This window comes from Streptomyces sp. NPDC046866 (assembly GCF_040704625.1).
In the GTDB taxonomy this organism is placed as follows: Bacteria; Actinomycetota; Actinomycetes; order Streptomycetales; family Streptomycetaceae; genus Streptomyces.
In genome coordinates, this window is record NZ_JBEYXN010000012.1 from 88,912 (window position 1) to 103,583 (window position 14,672).

Sequence of the window (14,672 nt, forward strand, 5' to 3'; positions counted from 1 at the left end):
GGCCCGGCCGCCGTCCCGGCCGGGCCCCCTGCCACACTCCTGGCCATGGAGCTCCGCGAAGCCACCCGCCAGGACCTGCCCGTCGTACTCGCCCTGCTCGCCGACGCGGGCGAGGAGCGGGCCGAGGTCACCGAGGCCCACGAGCAGGCCCTCGCCGCCATCGGCGCCGACCCCCGCAACGAGATGCTGGTCCTCGCCGACGGGGAGGCGGTGGTGGGCTGCCTCCAGCTGACGTACATCCCGGGCCTCGGCCAGGGCGGCCGCGAGCGGGCGCTGGTGGAGGCGGTACGGATCCGCGAGGACCGGCGCGGCGGCGGGCTCGGCGCGGTGCTGATGCGGCTGGCGGTGGAGCGGGCCCGCGGGCGGGGGTGCGCCCTGGTGCAGCTGACCAGCAACAAGCGGCGGAGCGCCGCCCACCGCTTCTACGAGCGCCTCGGCTTCGCCCGCAGCCACGAGGGCTTCAAGCTCCGTCTGGACGGCTGAGCGGCCCGCGGGCGCGCCCGGAGCAGGCCCGGGAAGCGGCCCCGGGCGGGTCCGGCGGGCGAGATGGGGACTTTCGCCCCTGGCGTGACGCTCGACACATCAGTACCCATTCGGCCCGGGTTGTGGTGTTGAGTGTCCCCACACGCTCGACCATGTCCCACCGTCCCCTGGGAGGACGCGTGTTCCCCTCCATCTCCCCCGCCGGGGAAGTCGGCCTCGCCGTCCTGCTGGCGGCGGCCCTCGCCGGGGTCGTCGTCGGTCTCGGCCGCATGCTGCGGGACAGCCGGTTCCACCGCTCGGAGCCCGGGGCGCGCGGGGGCCTCGCAGCCATCCCCGCCCAGCGCACCGCGGCCGCCCATCCCATGGAGACGGTCGAACTGACCGCGGCGGAGGAGGAAGCCTTCGACGGCCTCATCCGCACCCTCCCCCTGCACTGACCCCCCACTGCCCCCCGGCCCGCCGGCGGCCGCTCCCCCGCTCGGGGAGGGAGCGGCCGCCGACCGGCCGGCCGGACCCCGTGTGGCCGCGGCGACACGGGCGTACGTCGAAGAGGCCTGGGCCCGCACCACGTGCCGGCTCTGCGGCGAGTACTGGCCCGTCGGCAGCCGTTCTTCGGCGAGGCGCTGGCGCGCCGCCGACGCGGGCCTACCGGATCCCCGTCAGGCTGACCTTCGGGGCCGAGGTCCGGGACCTGCCGTACGGGGACCCGCCCTGACGCGAGCCCCCGGGCCGGCCGCTCCGTGCCGGCGGGCAGGGAGCGGCCGCCGCTGACGACCCGGGTGTCAGTTGTGGGAGTGGAGGATTTCGTTCAGGCCGCCCCAGACCGCGTTGTTCGGGCGGGCCTCCACCGTGCCGGTGACCGAGTTGCGGCGGAAGAGGATGTTGCTGGCGCCCGACAGCTCCAGGGCCTTGACGATCTGGCCGTCCGGCAGGGTGACGCGGGTGCCGGCGGTGAGGTAGAGGCCGGCCTCGACGACGCACTCGTCGCCGAGGGCGATGCCGATGCCCGCCTCGGCGCCGATCAGGCAGCGCTCCCCGACCGAGATGATCTGCTTGCCGCCGCCGGAGAGGGTGCCCATCGTGGAGGCGCCGCCGCCGATGTCGGAGCCGTCGCCGATGACGACGCCCGCGGAGATGCGGCCCTCGACCATGGAGGTGCCGAGGGTGCCGGCGTTGAAGTTGACGAAGCCCTCGTGCATGACGGTGGTGCCCTCGGCGAGGTGGGCGCCCAGGCGGACGCGGTCCGCGTCGGCGACGCGCACGCCCTTGGGGGCGACGTAGTCCGTCATCCGCGGGAACTTGTCGATCGAGGTGACCTGCAGGTGCAGGCCCTCCGCGCGCGCGTTCAGGCGGACGGTCTCGACCTGGTCGACGGCGACCGGGCCCAGGGAGGTCCAGGCGACGTTGGCGAGGAGGCCGAAGACGCCGTCCAGGTTCTGGCCGTGCGGCTTGACCAGGCGGTGGCTGAGCAGGTGCAGGCGCAGGTACGCGTCGTGCGCGTCCAGCGGCTTGTCCTCCAGGGAGGCGATCACGGTGCGGACGGCCACGACCTCGACACCGCGGATCCCGTCCTTGCGGATGGCCTTGGACGCGGCGGCGCCCAGCAGCTCCACGGCCTGTTCGGCGGTGAGGCGCTCGGTGCCGGCCGGGCCGGGCTCGGCGACGAGCTCGGGGGCGGGGAACCAGGTGTCGAGGACGGTGCCGTCGGCGGCGAGGGTGGCAAGTCCGGCGGCGACGGCGCCGGTGGTACGCGTAGCAGTCATGCCTGAAACCTAACCGGCGACGGGTTGAGGGTGCGAACCGGTCTCAGGTGCCGGGCGCGCCGCCTGCCGTCCCGGGCGCCGGGCGGCGCGGAACACCGCTGCGCCCGCCCCCGCGGCCAGCGCCGCGCACAGCGGCCACAGCAGCCCGGGCGCGGCCGCGTACAGCGCCCCGCCGAGCGCGGGGGCGAGGACGGTGCCGCTGACCGAGACCCCGGCGTACAGGCTCTGGAAGCGCCCGATGGCGTGCTCGGGCGCCTGGTCGGCGACGTACGCGGTGGCGGTGGTCTTGTACAGGATCTCCCCGAGGCTGAGCAGCACCATCATGGCGACACCGGTCGCGATCCCCGCCCCGGGCAGCAGCGCCGCGTACCCGGCCGCGACCAGGAGCAGCCCGGTGCCGATGACGGGCAGCGGCGGCCTGGTGCGCAGCAGGGCGGCCGCGGGCAGCTCCAGCAGCAGGATGACCGCGCCGTTGAGGGCGATCACGAAGCCGAAGTCGGTGGTGTCGAGGCCGCGGTCGGCGAGGAAGACGGGGAAGACGCCGTACTGCTGGCGGTAGACGACGTCGGTGACCAGGATGGCGCCGAGGAGGACGAGGACGGCGGGCCGCTCCCGCAGCTCCCGGAGGAGTCCGCGGCCCCCACCCCCGTGGGGGGCCGCGGAGGCGCTGCTGCGCGCGCGGCCGCGGGCCGGGACGACCCGGGCGGTCCACAGCGCGAAGAAGAGGGTGCCGAGGCCGTCGCCGACGAAGAGCCAGTCGTACGAGAGCCCGGTCGCGATCAGCGCGCCCAGCGGCGGGCCGAGGGTGAAGCCGCCGTTGGAGACGCAGCGCACGACGGCGAAGGCCTGGCGGCGGGCCCCCTCGGGGACCGTCACGGCGACGAGGGCGGAGTTGGCGGCCCGGATCACCCCGGATGCGTACTGGGCCAGCGGCAGGGGCGCGTACAGCAGCGGGCCGGGCAGCAGCGGGAACGACATGAGGGCGAGGCCGGCGACGGTGGCGGCGACGAGGAGGACGCGGCGGTGGCCGAAGCGGTCGCCGTACCAGCCGCCGGTGAAGTTCCCGGCGACCAGTCCGAGGCCGCCGATGCCGGTGACCAGGCCCGCCTGGGCGGTGTCGAGGCCGCGCGGCCCGGTCAGGTAGAGGAACACGAAGACGAAGGTGAAGCTGACGACGGCGTTGACGAACACCCCCGCCGCCAGCAGCCACACCGCTCTCGGCACGTCCTTGAAGGCTTGCACCACGTCCTGCCACTCCCCCGCCCGCACTAGTCAGTTCCTTTTGGGAACGGACTATGTCAGCATGACAGCCTTGGGTCAACGGACGAAGGAGTTCCCATGGCCCAGCGCACACACCTCGGCGACGCCGACTGCGCGATCGCCCAGGCCCTCGACGTGGTGGGCGACTGGTGGACGCTGCTGATCGTCCGCGACGCCGCGCGCGGCCTGCACCGCTTCGAGGAGTTCCAGCGCGAGCTGGGGGTGTCCCGGAAGGTCCTGGCCGAGCGGCTGAAGCTGCTGGTCGAAGCCGGGGTGCTGGCGCGCGAGCCGTACCGGGAGCGCCCGGTGCGGCACGAGTACCGGCTGACCCCGCGCGGGCGGGGGCTGCTGCCGGTCCTGGTGGCCCTCCAGGACTGGGGAGACGCATGGGTCCTGGGAGACGGAGAGATGACGGCGACGACGCAGGAGGCCTCGCGGGAGGCGGAACGGGTGCACGCGCTGCGCGGCTCGCGGGTGCCGGAGCTGCTCCTGCCGGACCGTTTCGGCGAGCTCCGCGACCCGGTGGCGGGCGACACCCCGTTCACGGTCCTGTACTGCTTCCCCGGCGCGTACGCCCGGGCCGAGTCCTACCCGCCCGGCTGGGCCGGGATCCCGGGCGCCAAGGGCTGCACGCTGGAGTCGTGCACGTACCGCGACCAGCTCGCGGAGTTCACTGCCGCGGGGGCGACGGTCCACGGGGTCTCCACGCAGCGGCCCGACGAGCAGCGGGAGTTCGCGGAGGCGGAGCGGCTGCGGTTCCCGCTGCTGTCGGACGCGGACCTGGCGCTGACGGCCGCGCTGCGGCTTCCGACGTTCCGGGCGGCCGGGGTCAGCCGGATCAAGCGGCTGACGCTGGTCCTGGACCGCGACCGCACGGTGCGCGAGGTGATCTACCCGATCCGCGACATCGAGGCGAGCGTCACCGCGGCGCTGGCGGCGCTGCGCCCTCCGCACTGACGCACCCGGCCGCCGGAGTGCCGCGGACGCCGGTGGAGCGGAGAATGGACGTGCGCCGGGTGGGGCCGGGGGCGGGGGTGCCCGTGCGGGGAGCGGCCACCGGTGGGGCGTGTCCCAGTACCGCGAAGGAACGGGAAAGTCCTATGGCATCCGCATCCGCATCCGCATCCGCGAGACGAACGCGCCGGGCCCTGCACCTCTCGCTCGGTTTCGGCATGGTGTGCGGCCTGGCAGCGGCGACGACCGCGCCGGCCGCCGCCGCCGATCCCATCGTGAAGGCGCCGACCCTGATGACCCTGCGGCTGGACGCGCCGACGGCCTATCTCACGTTCAAGGACAACTCAGAACCGGACACCCTGTACACGATCACCCTGACCGAGAAGGACAACCCGGGGTACACCAAGATCGTGCGCCAGGCGCCCGGCGGGGTGCCCGGGACGGGCCGGGTGGCCACACGGTCGGCCACCGGCATCAAGCCGGGCGTGGCGTACTGCGCGACGATCAGGGCGACGGTCCACTACGACTATTCCGACCTCAACCCCTACGAACTGGAGGACCCGGACACTCCCGAGTCCAACAAGGTGTGCGCGGATCCCGTGGACGCCTCCAAGCCCCAGAGCGCACCCACGGACCTGTCCATCGGCCCCGTCACCGGCGAGGCCAAACCGCCGTCGGGCACCAGCCGGAACTACTGGGTGGCTTATTCCAACAAGGGCGCCGACGCGAAGGGCGTCGTGCTGGAGGTCTGGGCGACGGGGCCGATGAAGCTGAGGCGGCCTCCGGAGAACGGCACCTTCAGCGGCTTCACGTGCGCGGCCGCCGGAGCCTCCGGCTTCCGCTGCACGGGCGGCACCGTCAAGCCCGCGGAGAAGGGCAGCATCCCCTTCCTGATCTCGGTGACGGGAACCGGCAACGGCACCATCCACGCGTCGATCACCGGATCCGGCGACGCGAACACCGCCGACAACGCGTCCTCGTTCGACTTCGAGGCGATCCCGCGGGTGGTCTAGCGGACCGCGGCCGGCCCCGGGCCGCCGGGCCCCGGGCCGCCGGAGCTCCCCCGCCCGTCCCCGGAAGCCGCCCGCCCGTCCGCTCCGGCCAGGAGCCGGCCCAGGACCTCGCGGGCGTACTCCTCGTCGTAGGCGGAGCCGGTCAGGAGCACCTGGAGGCCGATGCCGTCCATGGCGGCCACCAGGGCGCGGGCGGTCACAGGGTCGGTCCGCACCGACAGGGCCGCGGCGACGGACTCGCACCACCGGGCCGCCACCGGCCGCAGCGCGGGCCGGCGCAGGGCGGCGAGGTAGAGCTCGTACTCCAGCTCCGCCCGCCCCCGGTCCGCGCCGAGGAACTCCCCGAGCAGCCGGGCCAGCGCCCCGGCCAGGTCGGCGCCGGGGTCGGCCAGCGCGGGCGAGGCGGCGACCGTCTCCTCGAAGGCGGCGTTGACCTGGGACAGGGCCGCCACCAGCAGGTCGTCGAGCGTGGCGAAGTGGTACGTGGTGGAGCCCAGCGGGACGTCGGCCTCGGCCGCCGCGCTGCGGTGGCTCAGGCCGGCGATGCCCTTGGCTCCCACCACCCGGATCGCCGCGTCGATGATCCGCTGCCGCCGGTCCGGGTCGTACCTGCGCCCCGCGCCGGCGGCCATCAGTGGGCCCCGCCGAGGTTCACCAGCACGACCCCGGCGATGATCAGCGCGATGCCGGCGAGTTTCGCGGCGGTGGCCGCCTCGCCCATGAACACCATGCCGATGGCGGCGATGGCGGCCGTTCCCACGCCGGCCCATATCGCGTAGGCGGTGCCCACCGACAGGGACTTCAGCGTCTGCGCGAGCAGGGTGAAGGCGACGAGGTAGCCGACGACCGTGCCCAGCGAGGGCCACAGCTTCGTGAAGCCGTCGCTGAACTTCATGGCGGTGGTCCCGCCGACCTCGGCGGCGATGGCGGCGGCGAGCAGCACGTACGGCATGTGGACCAGCGTACACATCGTTGCGTACGCCCGTACACAACGAGGTGCGCCGCGCCGGCCCGGGTTGCCCCGGCTCCGGTCAGTTCAGCGTGAACCAGGCCGTCCGCGCCTTCTTCCACTCCGCGTGGGTCAGGTCCTTCGCCTCGACCCCGTCCCCGTACAGGTCCGCCGAGCCGCTGTCGGTCACCAGCTGCACCCGCGCCCCCGCGGCCGACAGGTCCGGGACCTCCACGATGGCCTCCCAGCCGCCCGGGTCCGCGGTCGGCAGGTCGAGCCGCTTGACCGGCCCGTGGCCGGGGACCCCGTCCCACTGGTAGAGCGCGTACGGGTCGGAGTTGTCGTCCGCCGCCCAGGAGCCGGCCAGGATCAGGTACTGGCCGGCGGCGTTCTTGCGGATGTCGCGGACGGACAGCCCGCCGAGGTCCAGCTCGATCCCGGCGCCGAAGACCGCCGCCGCCCCGGAGGCGAGCACCTTGTCGAAGTTGGCCACCGGCACCAGCAGCGCCTTGCCCCCGGGCACCGCGGGCGCGAGCGGGGCCCGGAAGCCCACGTAGGCGGTGGACGTGGAGCCGGGCGCGAACTCCAGCCCCTCCACGTTGAAGCCGTCGATCTGCTTCGGCGCCTGCCCGGCCGCCGTCCCGGCCGCGAAGCCGTACCGGTTGCCGTTCGCGGCGTCCCAGGCCACCAGGTCGTCGCGCAGCCGCTTGTAGGCGCGCCCGTACGCCAGCTGCGTACCCGGACCGGAGCCGCTGACGGTCGTGGTGAAGACGGTGTTGCGGGGCGCCTTGTACTCGCCGTCCTTGTTGTTGCCGAGCGAGCCCGTCCAGTAGATGGTGTCGCCGATCCGGGTCGCGCCCTCGATGTCGACCTCCTTGGTGACGCCGAGCTGCCCGCTGAAGTCCCAGGTCCGCACCGGCGCGCCCGAGCGGGAACGGTCGTACAGGCGCAGCACGTTGTTCTCGTCGTCGGCGACCACGGCGTACCCGCCGCCCACGTCCACGGCGGCCGAGGAGTCGGAGGCGCCGCTGAAGTAGCGGGCGTCGGCCGGGTTCTGCACGGCGGCGGAGGCGGCGTAGGAGAGGGTCGTGGTGGCGGTCTTGCCGCCGAGCCCGGTGACCTTGATCGTGAGGTCGGTGTAGCCGCGGCCGCGCGCGGTGACGGCCAGCCGGCGCACGGCGCCGGCGCCGGTGGCCGTGACGTCGCCGGTGCCTGCGACGGAGGCCTTGCTGGAGGCCGAGGCGCTGACGGTCAGCGCGGAGGCGTCGGCGCCGCTCTGTCCGACGGTGACGTCGACGGTCTGGTCGCCGACCCCGCCGACGGATCCGGACAGGTAGGCGGCGGACAGCGAGATGGTCGGCGTCCCGTAGGCCACCGCGTGCGCGGGCACGACCGTCGCGGCGAAGACAAGCGCCGCGGCGCCCGCGGCGCCCGCCATGCCGAGCTGCTTCTTCAAGGTGGCGTCCTCTCCCTCACGGCGTCACACCGTGACGACCGTCGAGAAGATTCGGCCGGCCCGGCCAACTCCCGGTGCACGCCGGCCGTCGGCTGCAAGAACAGGGAGGGCCCCCGGCACGACCGTGCCGGAGGCCCTCCCTGGAGCGGAATCGCTCAGACGTTGAAGCCGAGCGCGCGCAGCTGCTCGCGACCATCGTCCGTGATCTTGTCCGGGCCCCACGGGGGCATCCAGACCCAGTTGATGCGCAGCTCGTTGACGATGCCCTCCGTCGCCGACTTCGCCTGGTCCTCGATGACGTCCGTCAGCGGACAGGCCGCCGAGGTCAGGGTCATGTCGAGGGTGGCGATGTTCGCGTCGTCGATGTGGATGCCGTAGATCAGGCCCAGATTGACGACGTCGATGCCCAGCTCGGGGTCGACCACGTCGTAGAGCGCCTCGCGGATCTCTTCCTCGGTGGCCGGCTTGATCGACGCCTCGGGCGTCGCGTTCTCGGTCATGCCGTCTTCCTCTCGGCGTCGCCCAGCACCTGGGCGGTCGCGTCCTTCCAGGCCATCCAACTCAGCAGAGCACACTTCACGCGAGCCGGATACTTGGAGACGCCGGCGAACGCGATCGCGTCCTCCAGGACCTCCTCCATCTCCTCGTCCGGCTCGATCTTGCCCTTGGACTGCATCAGCTCCAGGAAGGTGGCCTGGATCCGCTGCGCCTCGGGCAGCTGCTTGCCGACGAGCAGCTCGTTGAGCACGGACGCGCTGGCCTGGCTGATGGAGCAGCCCTGGCCCTCGTACGAGACGTCGGTGAGCGTCTCGCCGTCGTACTTCACGCGCAGCGTGATCTCGTCGCCGCACGTCGGGTTGACGTGGTGCACCTCGGCGTCGCCGTCGCGCAGGCCGCGCCCGTGCGGGTGCTTGTAGTGGTCCAGGATCAGTTCCTGGTACATCGAATCCAGCTTCACAGCGTCCCCGTCATCCGAAGAAGTTCCGTACGTGCTCCAGTCCGTCGATCAGCGCGTCGACGTCGGCCGGAGAGGAGTACAGGTAGAAAGACGCTCGCGTGGTCGCCGGAATTCCGTACCGCAGGCAGACCGGGCGCGCGCAGTGGTGTCCCACGCGGACCGCGATGCCCTGCTCGTCCAGGACCTGGCCGACGTCGTGCGGGTGGATGTCGCCGAGGGTGAAGGAGATCGCGGCGCCGCGGTCCTCGGCCGTGGTGGGGCCGATGATCCGCAGGTCGGGGACCTCATGCAGGCGCTTGACGGCGTACTCGGTGATCGCGTGCTCGTGCGCGGCGATCTTGTCCATGCCGATCGAGGTGAGGTAGTCCACGGCCGCGCCGAGGCCGACGGCCTGGGCGATCGGGGGCGTGCCCGCCTCGAACTTGTGGGGCGCCGGGGCGTACGTCGAGGAGTGCATCGAGACGGTCTCGATCATCTCGCCGCCGCCGAGGAACGGGGGCAGGTCCTCCAGGAGCTCCTGGCGGCCCCACAGGACGCCGATGCCGGTCGGGCCGCACATCTTGTGGCCGGTGAAGGCCACGAAGTCGGCGCCGAGGGCCTGGACGTCCAGGGGCATGTGCGGGGCGGCCTGCGAGGCGTCGACCAGCACCAGCGCGCCGACCTCCTGGGCGCGCCGGACGATCGCCTCGACCGGGTTGACCGTGCCCAGGATGTTGGAGACCAGCGTGAAGGAGACGATCTTCGTCTTCTCCGTGATGACCTCTTCGATCGCGGACAGGTCGAGGCGGCCGTCGTCGGTGAGGCCGAACCACTTCAGCTTCGCGCCGGTGCGCTGCGCGAGCAGCTGCCACGGGACGATGTTGGAGTGGTGCTCCATCTCCGTGATGGCGATCTCGGTCTCGCGGTCGACCCGGTAGGGCTCGTCGGCCCAGCCGAGCATGTTCGCGACCAGGTTGAGCGACTCCGAGGCGTTCTTGGTGAAGATCACCTCGTCGCGGCTCGGCGCGTTGATGAAGGCGGCCACCTTGTCGCGGGCGCCCTCGTACAGTGCCGTGGCCTCCTCGGCGAGCACGTGGACGCCGCGGTGGACGTTGGCGTTGTGCCGTTCGTAGTAGGCGTTCAGCGCGTCGAGCACCTGGCGCGGCTTCTGCGAGGTCGCCGCGTTGTCCAGGTAAACGATCTTCTTCCCGTCGTGGACCACACGATCCAGCAGGGGGAAGTCCTTGCGGATCGCCTCGATGTCGAGGAGGCCAGGCAGCTGCGTCACGCGGTAGCGCCACCCTTCACGTACTTGTCGTAGCCCTCGTTCTCGAGCTGGTCGGCCAGCTCGGCGCCGCCGGACTCGGCGATGCGGCCGTTGGCGAACACGTGCACGAAGTCGGGCTTGATGTAGCGCAGGATGCGCGTGTAGTGGGTGATCAGCAGGGTGCCGACCTCGCCGGTCTCGCGGACGCGGTTGACGCCCTCGGAGACGATGCGCAGGGCGTCGACGTCGAGGCCGGAGTCGGTCTCGTCGAGGATCGCGATCTTCGGCTTCAGGAGCTCCAGCTGCAGGATCTCGTGGCGCTTCTTCTCACCGCCGGAGAAGCCCTCATTGACGTTGCGCTCGGCGAAGGCCGGGTCCATCTGGAGACGCTCCATGGCCTCCTTGACCTCCTTCACCCAGGTGCGCAGCTTGGGGGCCTCGCCGCGGATGGCGGTGGCGGAGGTGCGCAGGAAGTTGGAGACCGAGACGCCGGGGACCTCGACCGGGTACTGCATGGCGAGGAAGACGCCGGCGCGGGCGCGCTCGTCGACGGACATCTCCAGGACGTCCTCGCCGTCGAGGGTCACCGAGCCACCGGTGATGGTGTACTTCGGGTGGCCGGCGAGCGAGTACGCCAGGGTGGACTTGCCGGAGCCGTTGGGGCCCATGATGGCGTGCGTCTCGCCCTGCTTGACGGTCAGGTCGACGCCCTTGAGGATCTCGCGGGTGCCATTCGCCGAGTCACCGGTCTCGACGGAGACGTGCAGGTCGTGGATTTCAAGCGTTGCCATGGGTGCCTCAGGACTCCTGGGTGAGGGAGACGAGCACGTCGTCCCCTTCGATCTTTACGGGGTATACGGGAACGGGGCGGGTCGCCGGCAGCCCCGACGGCTTGCCGGTGCGCAGGTCGAACGCCGAGCCGTGCAGCCAGCACTCGATCATGCAGTCCTCGACCTCACCCTCCGAGAGGGAGACGTTCGCGTGCGAGCAGATGTCGTTGATCGCGAACACCCCCTCGTCGGTGGAGACGATGGACACGGGCGTGCCGTCGAGCTCGACCCGCTTGGGGGTGTTCTCCTCGAGCTCGCTCAGCGCGCAGGCCTTGATGTAGGTCATCAGACGGACGCCTCGAGCTCGGTCTCGATCCGGGCGATGAGGCGCTCTTCGATGTCGTCGACGCCGATCTGCTGGACGAGCTCGGCGAAGAAGCCGCGCACGACCAGGCGGCGGGCCTCGTCGGCCGGGATGCCGCGGGCCTGGAGGTAGAAGAGCTGCTCGTCGTCGAAGCGGCCGGTCGCCGAGGCGTGGCCGGCGCCGACGATCTCGCCGGTCTCGATCTCCAGGTTCGGCACCGAGTCGACGCGCGCGCCGTCCGTGAGGACGAGGTTGCGGTTCATCTCGTAGGTGTCGGTGCCCTCGGCGGACTTCTCGATCAGCACGTCGCCGATCCAGACCGCGTGGGCGTCCTGGCCCTGCAGCGCACCCTTGTAGACCACGTGGGACTTGCAGTGCGGGGCGTCGTGGGTGACCAGGAGGCGGTGCTCCTGGTGCTGGCCGGCGTCGGTGAAGTACAGGCCGAGGAGCTCGGCCTCGCCGCCGGTGCCCGCGTAGCGCACGCGCGGGTGGATGCGGACGACGTCACCGCCGAAGGTGACGACGACCGACTTGAAGCTGGCGTCGCGGCCCAGCAGCGCGTTGTGCTGCGAGGTGTGCACGGCCGTGTCGTCCCAGTCCTGGACGGACACGAAGGTCACCTTGGCGCCGTCGCCGACGAGGATGTCGACGTTGGCGGCGCGCACGCCGTCACCGGTGTGGTCGATCACGATGGTCGCTTCGGCGAACGGCTTGATGTCGAAGACGGTGTGCCCGAAGGTCGTGCCGCCCTCGCCGTGCAGGGCGACGCGGATCGGCTCGGCGAGCACGGTCTCCTTGGGCACGGTGACGACCGTGGCCTTGGCGAAGGAGGAGAAGGCCTGGGCGGCGATCCGGTCGACCGGCGTGCCGGCCTTGCCGATGCGCTCGTCGCCGCGCTCGACCGTCTCGACGGTGACGCCGTCGGGCGCGTCGATCTGGGCCTTCATGGTGCCGTTGGCGACCGCGGAGCCGTCGTGCAGACCGCGCAGGCGGGCGAGCGGCGTGAAGCGCCACTCCTCCTCGCGGCCGTGCGGGATGGGGAAGTCCGCCACGTCGAAGGACGGCGGCGCGCTCATCCGGGTGGCGACGGTGGACTCTGCGGCCACCGCGATCGAGCCGGCGGTGGTGGAGCCCACCGGGATGTTCTGAGCATCAGCCATGGCTGTCGTTCTGCTCTCTTCCTACGTCAAAGAATGTGCTGCGGGACGGGGGCGGTCGGGGACTAGCCGACCGAACCCTCCATCTGCAGCTCGATCAGCCGGTTGAGCTCCAGTGCGTACTCCATCGGCAGCTCCTTGGCGATGGGCTCGACGAAGCCGCGCACGATCATGGCCATGGCCTCGAACTCGGTCATGCCGCGCTGCATCAGGTAGAAGAGCTGGTCGTCCGAGACCTTGGAGACGGTCGCCTCGTGGCCCATGGTGACGTCGTCCTCGCGGACGTCGACGTACGGGTACGTGTCCGACCGGGAGACGGTGTCCACCAGCAGGGCGTCGCAGAGCACGTTGCTCTTCGAGCCCGAGGCGCCCTCGCCGATCTCGACCAGGCCGCGGTAGGAGGTGCGGCCGCCGCCCCGCGCCACCGACTTGGAGACGATGTTCGAGGAGGTGTTCGGCGCCATGTGGACCATCTTGGAGCCGGCGTCCTGGTGCTGGCCCTCGCCCGCGAAGGCGATGGACAGGGTCTCGCCCTTGGCGTGCTCGCCCATCAGGTAGACGGCCGGGTACTTCATGGTGACCTTGGAACCGATGTTGCCGTCGATCCACTCCATGGTCGCGCCCTCGTACGCCACGGCGCGCTTGGTGACCAGGTTGTAGACGTTGTTCGACCAGTTCTGGATCGTCGTGTAGCGGCAGCGGCCGCCCTTCTTGACGATGATCTCGACCACGGCGCTGTGCAGCGAGTCCGAGGAGTAGATCGGGGCGGTGCAGCCCTCGACGTAGTGGACGTAGGCGTCCTCGTCGACGATGATCAGCGTCCGCTCGAACTGGCCCATGTTCTCCGTGTTGATGCGGAAGTAGGCCTGCAGCGGGATGTCCACGTGGACACCCTTGGGGACGTAGATGAAGGAGCCGCCGGACCACACGGCGGTGTTCAGCGACGCGAACTTGTTGTCGCCGACCGGGATGACCGTGCCGAAGTACTCCTGGAAGAGCTCCGGGTGCTCCTTGAGCGCAGTGTCCGTGTCGAGGAAGATCACGCCCTGCGCCTCCAGGTCCTCGCGGATCTGGTGGTAGACGACCTCGGACTCGTACTGGGCCGCGACACCGGCGACGAGGCGCTGCTTCTCCGCCTCCGGGATGCCGAGCTTGTCGTACGTGTTCTTGATGTCCTCCGGCAGGTCCTCCCAGGACTCGGCCTGCTTCTCGGTGGACCGCACGAAGTACTTGATGTTGTCGAAGTCGATGCCCGACAGGTCCGAGCCCCAGGTGGGCATGGGCTTCTTGTCGAACAGCTTCAGGCCCTTGAGGCGGAGCTTCAGCATCCACTCGGGCTCGTTCTTCTTGGCCGAGATGTCCCGGACGACCTCTTCGGACAGGCCTCGCTTGGCAGCCTGGCCGGCCTCGTCGGAGTCGGCCCAGCCGTACTCGTAGTTGCCCAGACCCTCGAGCTCAGGGTGAGCAGTCTCCGTGGTCATGCGGGGTTCCTCCCGGCCGTGCTTGCAGATGCTGATGTGTTGGACTGTGCTGGGCCCGCGCCACGCGGGATGAAGGTGGTGCACACCCCGTCGCCGTGGGCGATGGTGGCGAGACGCTGCACATGGGTCCCGAGCAGACGGGAGAAGACCTCGGTCTCCGCCTCGCAGAGCTGCGGGAACTGCTCGGCTACGTGGGCCACCGGGCAGTGGTGCTGGCAGAGCTGTTCACCGCTGTGCGGACCGGGAGCGCTCTTCGCCGTAGCAGCGTACCCGTCCGCGGTCAACGCCTTGGCCAGGGCCTCGGTGCGGTCCGCGGGGGCGGCTGCGTCGACCGACTCGCGGTACGCCTGGGCCTGGGCCTCCATCCGCGCCCTGGCGAAGGCGGCCACGGCCGCCTCGCCCTGCTCGCCGCCGCCGGCGGACTGCGCGATCCAGCGCAGGGCGTCCGCGGCGAGGGAGTCGTAGGACTGGTCGAAGGCGTCGCGCCCGCAGTCGGTGAGTGCGAAGACCTTGGCGGGCCGGCCCCGGGTGCGCGTGCCGTAGACCCGCTGTTCACGGGCTTCGACGACGTCGTCCGCGACGAGGGTGTCGAGGTGGCGTCGGACGGCGGCCTGGGTGAGGCCGAGCCGCGCGGCGAGGTCGGCGACGGTGGAGGGGCCGTGGTCCAGGATGGACCGCGCGACCCGGTTGCGGGTTGACCGCTCCCCGGTAGCGAGCTCCCCCTGAGGGGCCTCGATCAGCCGTTCGCCGTATTTCACAACGCCATTGTTGCGTAATTACCGGAGCCCCGACAAGCCGTGACGGACGCCACCCCCGGT

The 14,672-nt window shown here is 71.5% G+C and carries 17 protein-coding genes; 4 read left to right on the plus strand and 13 right to left on the minus strand.

The genetic code is table 11. From position 1 onward, the window contains the following. The first annotated feature begins 45 nt into the window (after positions 1-45). The gene (locus AB0953_RS19335) at positions 46-483 is read left to right on the plus strand and encodes a GNAT family N-acetyltransferase (RefSeq protein WP_366860708.1); all 438 of its coding nucleotides are present in this window, start codon (positions 46-48) and stop codon (positions 481-483) included. Between the two features lie 179 nt (positions 484-662). Continuing rightward, positions 663-920: a hypothetical protein gene (locus AB0953_RS19340; protein ID WP_366860709.1), complete on the plus strand. Its 258-nt coding sequence runs from the start codon at positions 663-665 to the stop codon at positions 918-920. A 345-nt stretch (positions 921-1,265) separates the two neighbouring features. On the opposite strand, the gene dapD is transcribed toward AB0953_RS19340, so the two are convergent. Beyond that, the gene (gene dapD, locus AB0953_RS19345; protein WP_366860710.1) at positions 1,266-2,246 is read right to left on the minus strand and encodes a 2,3,4,5-tetrahydropyridine-2,6-dicarboxylate N-succinyltransferase; all 981 of its coding nucleotides are present in this window, start codon (positions 2,244-2,246) and stop codon (positions 1,266-1,268) included. 9 nt (positions 2,247-2,255) lie between these two features. Then, the gene (locus AB0953_RS19350) at positions 2,256-3,488 is read right to left on the minus strand and encodes an MFS transporter (RefSeq protein ID WP_366860799.1); all 1,233 of its coding nucleotides are present in this window, start codon (positions 3,486-3,488) and stop codon (positions 2,256-2,258) included. Positions 3,489-3,584: 96 nt separating this feature from the next. Here AB0953_RS19350 and AB0953_RS19355 point away from each other — a divergent pair, with 96 nt between their 5' ends. After that, positions 3,585-4,463, plus strand: coding sequence for a winged helix-turn-helix transcriptional regulator (locus tag AB0953_RS19355; protein WP_366860711.1), 879 nt, complete (start codon positions 3,585-3,587; stop codon positions 4,461-4,463). 143 nt (positions 4,464-4,606) lie between these two features. Beyond that, positions 4,607-5,473: a hypothetical protein gene (locus AB0953_RS19360; RefSeq protein ID WP_366860712.1), complete on the plus strand. Its 867-nt coding sequence runs from the start codon at positions 4,607-4,609 to the stop codon at positions 5,471-5,473. Here AB0953_RS19360 and AB0953_RS19365 read toward each other — a convergent pair. The 11 genes from AB0953_RS19365 to AB0953_RS19415 form a co-directional block, all read right to left on the minus strand. Then, complete coding sequence (locus tag AB0953_RS19365) at positions 5,470-6,105, minus strand: TetR family transcriptional regulator (RefSeq protein WP_366860713.1); 636 nt, start codon at positions 6,103-6,105, stop codon at positions 5,470-5,472. The genes AB0953_RS19360 and AB0953_RS19365 overlap by 4 nt on opposite strands. Beyond that, positions 6,105-6,425, minus strand: coding sequence for a multidrug efflux SMR transporter (locus AB0953_RS19370; RefSeq protein ID WP_366860714.1), 321 nt, complete (start codon positions 6,423-6,425; stop codon positions 6,105-6,107). The genes AB0953_RS19365 and AB0953_RS19370 overlap by 1 nt, the downstream gene beginning before the upstream one ends. Before the next feature lie 79 nt (positions 6,426-6,504). Further along, positions 6,505-7,860: a hypothetical protein gene (locus AB0953_RS19375; protein WP_366860800.1), complete on the minus strand. Its 1,356-nt coding sequence runs from the start codon at positions 7,858-7,860 to the stop codon at positions 6,505-6,507. A 173-nt stretch (positions 7,861-8,033) separates the two neighbouring features. Then, positions 8,034-8,378 (minus strand): metal-sulfur cluster assembly factor, encoded by a 345-nt coding sequence (locus AB0953_RS19380; protein ID WP_366860715.1) that lies wholly within the window; start codon positions 8,376-8,378, stop codon positions 8,034-8,036. Further along, positions 8,375-8,836 carry a Fe-S cluster assembly sulfur transfer protein SufU gene (sufU, locus tag AB0953_RS19385; protein ID WP_366860716.1) on the minus strand — a complete coding sequence of 154 codons (462 nt, stop codon included), beginning with the start codon at positions 8,834-8,836 and terminating at the stop codon, positions 8,375-8,377. Before sufU ends, AB0953_RS19380 begins: the two co-directional genes overlap by 4 nt. Positions 8,837-8,846: 10 nt before the next feature. After that, positions 8,847-10,103, minus strand: coding sequence for a cysteine desulfurase (locus AB0953_RS19390; RefSeq protein WP_366860717.1), 1,257 nt, complete (start codon positions 10,101-10,103; stop codon positions 8,847-8,849). Then, positions 10,100-10,873, minus strand: coding sequence for a Fe-S cluster assembly ATPase SufC (sufC, locus tag AB0953_RS19395; protein ID WP_366860718.1), 774 nt, complete (start codon positions 10,871-10,873; stop codon positions 10,100-10,102). Before sufC ends, AB0953_RS19390 begins: the two co-directional genes overlap by 4 nt. Before the next feature lie 7 nt (positions 10,874-10,880). After that, positions 10,881-11,198, minus strand: a complete 318-nt coding sequence (locus tag AB0953_RS19400; protein ID WP_361902233.1) for a bifunctional 3-phenylpropionate/cinnamic acid dioxygenase ferredoxin subunit — start codon at positions 11,196-11,198, stop codon at positions 10,881-10,883. Further along, a complete protein-coding gene (sufD, locus tag AB0953_RS19405; protein ID WP_366860719.1) occupies positions 11,198-12,376 on the minus strand; it encodes a Fe-S cluster assembly protein SufD in 1,179 nt (392 codons plus the stop codon). Before sufD ends, AB0953_RS19400 begins: the two co-directional genes overlap by 1 nt. Positions 12,377-12,438: 62 nt before the next feature. Next, positions 12,439-13,854 carry a Fe-S cluster assembly protein SufB gene (gene sufB / locus AB0953_RS19410; RefSeq protein WP_366860720.1) on the minus strand — a complete coding sequence of 472 codons (1,416 nt, stop codon included), beginning with the start codon at positions 13,852-13,854 and terminating at the stop codon, positions 12,439-12,441. Continuing rightward, positions 13,851-14,612, minus strand: coding sequence for an ArsR family transcriptional regulator (locus AB0953_RS19415; RefSeq protein ID WP_366860721.1), 762 nt, complete (start codon positions 14,610-14,612; stop codon positions 13,851-13,853). Before AB0953_RS19415 ends, sufB begins: the two co-directional genes overlap by 4 nt. Positions 14,613-14,672 lie beyond the last annotated feature (60 nt).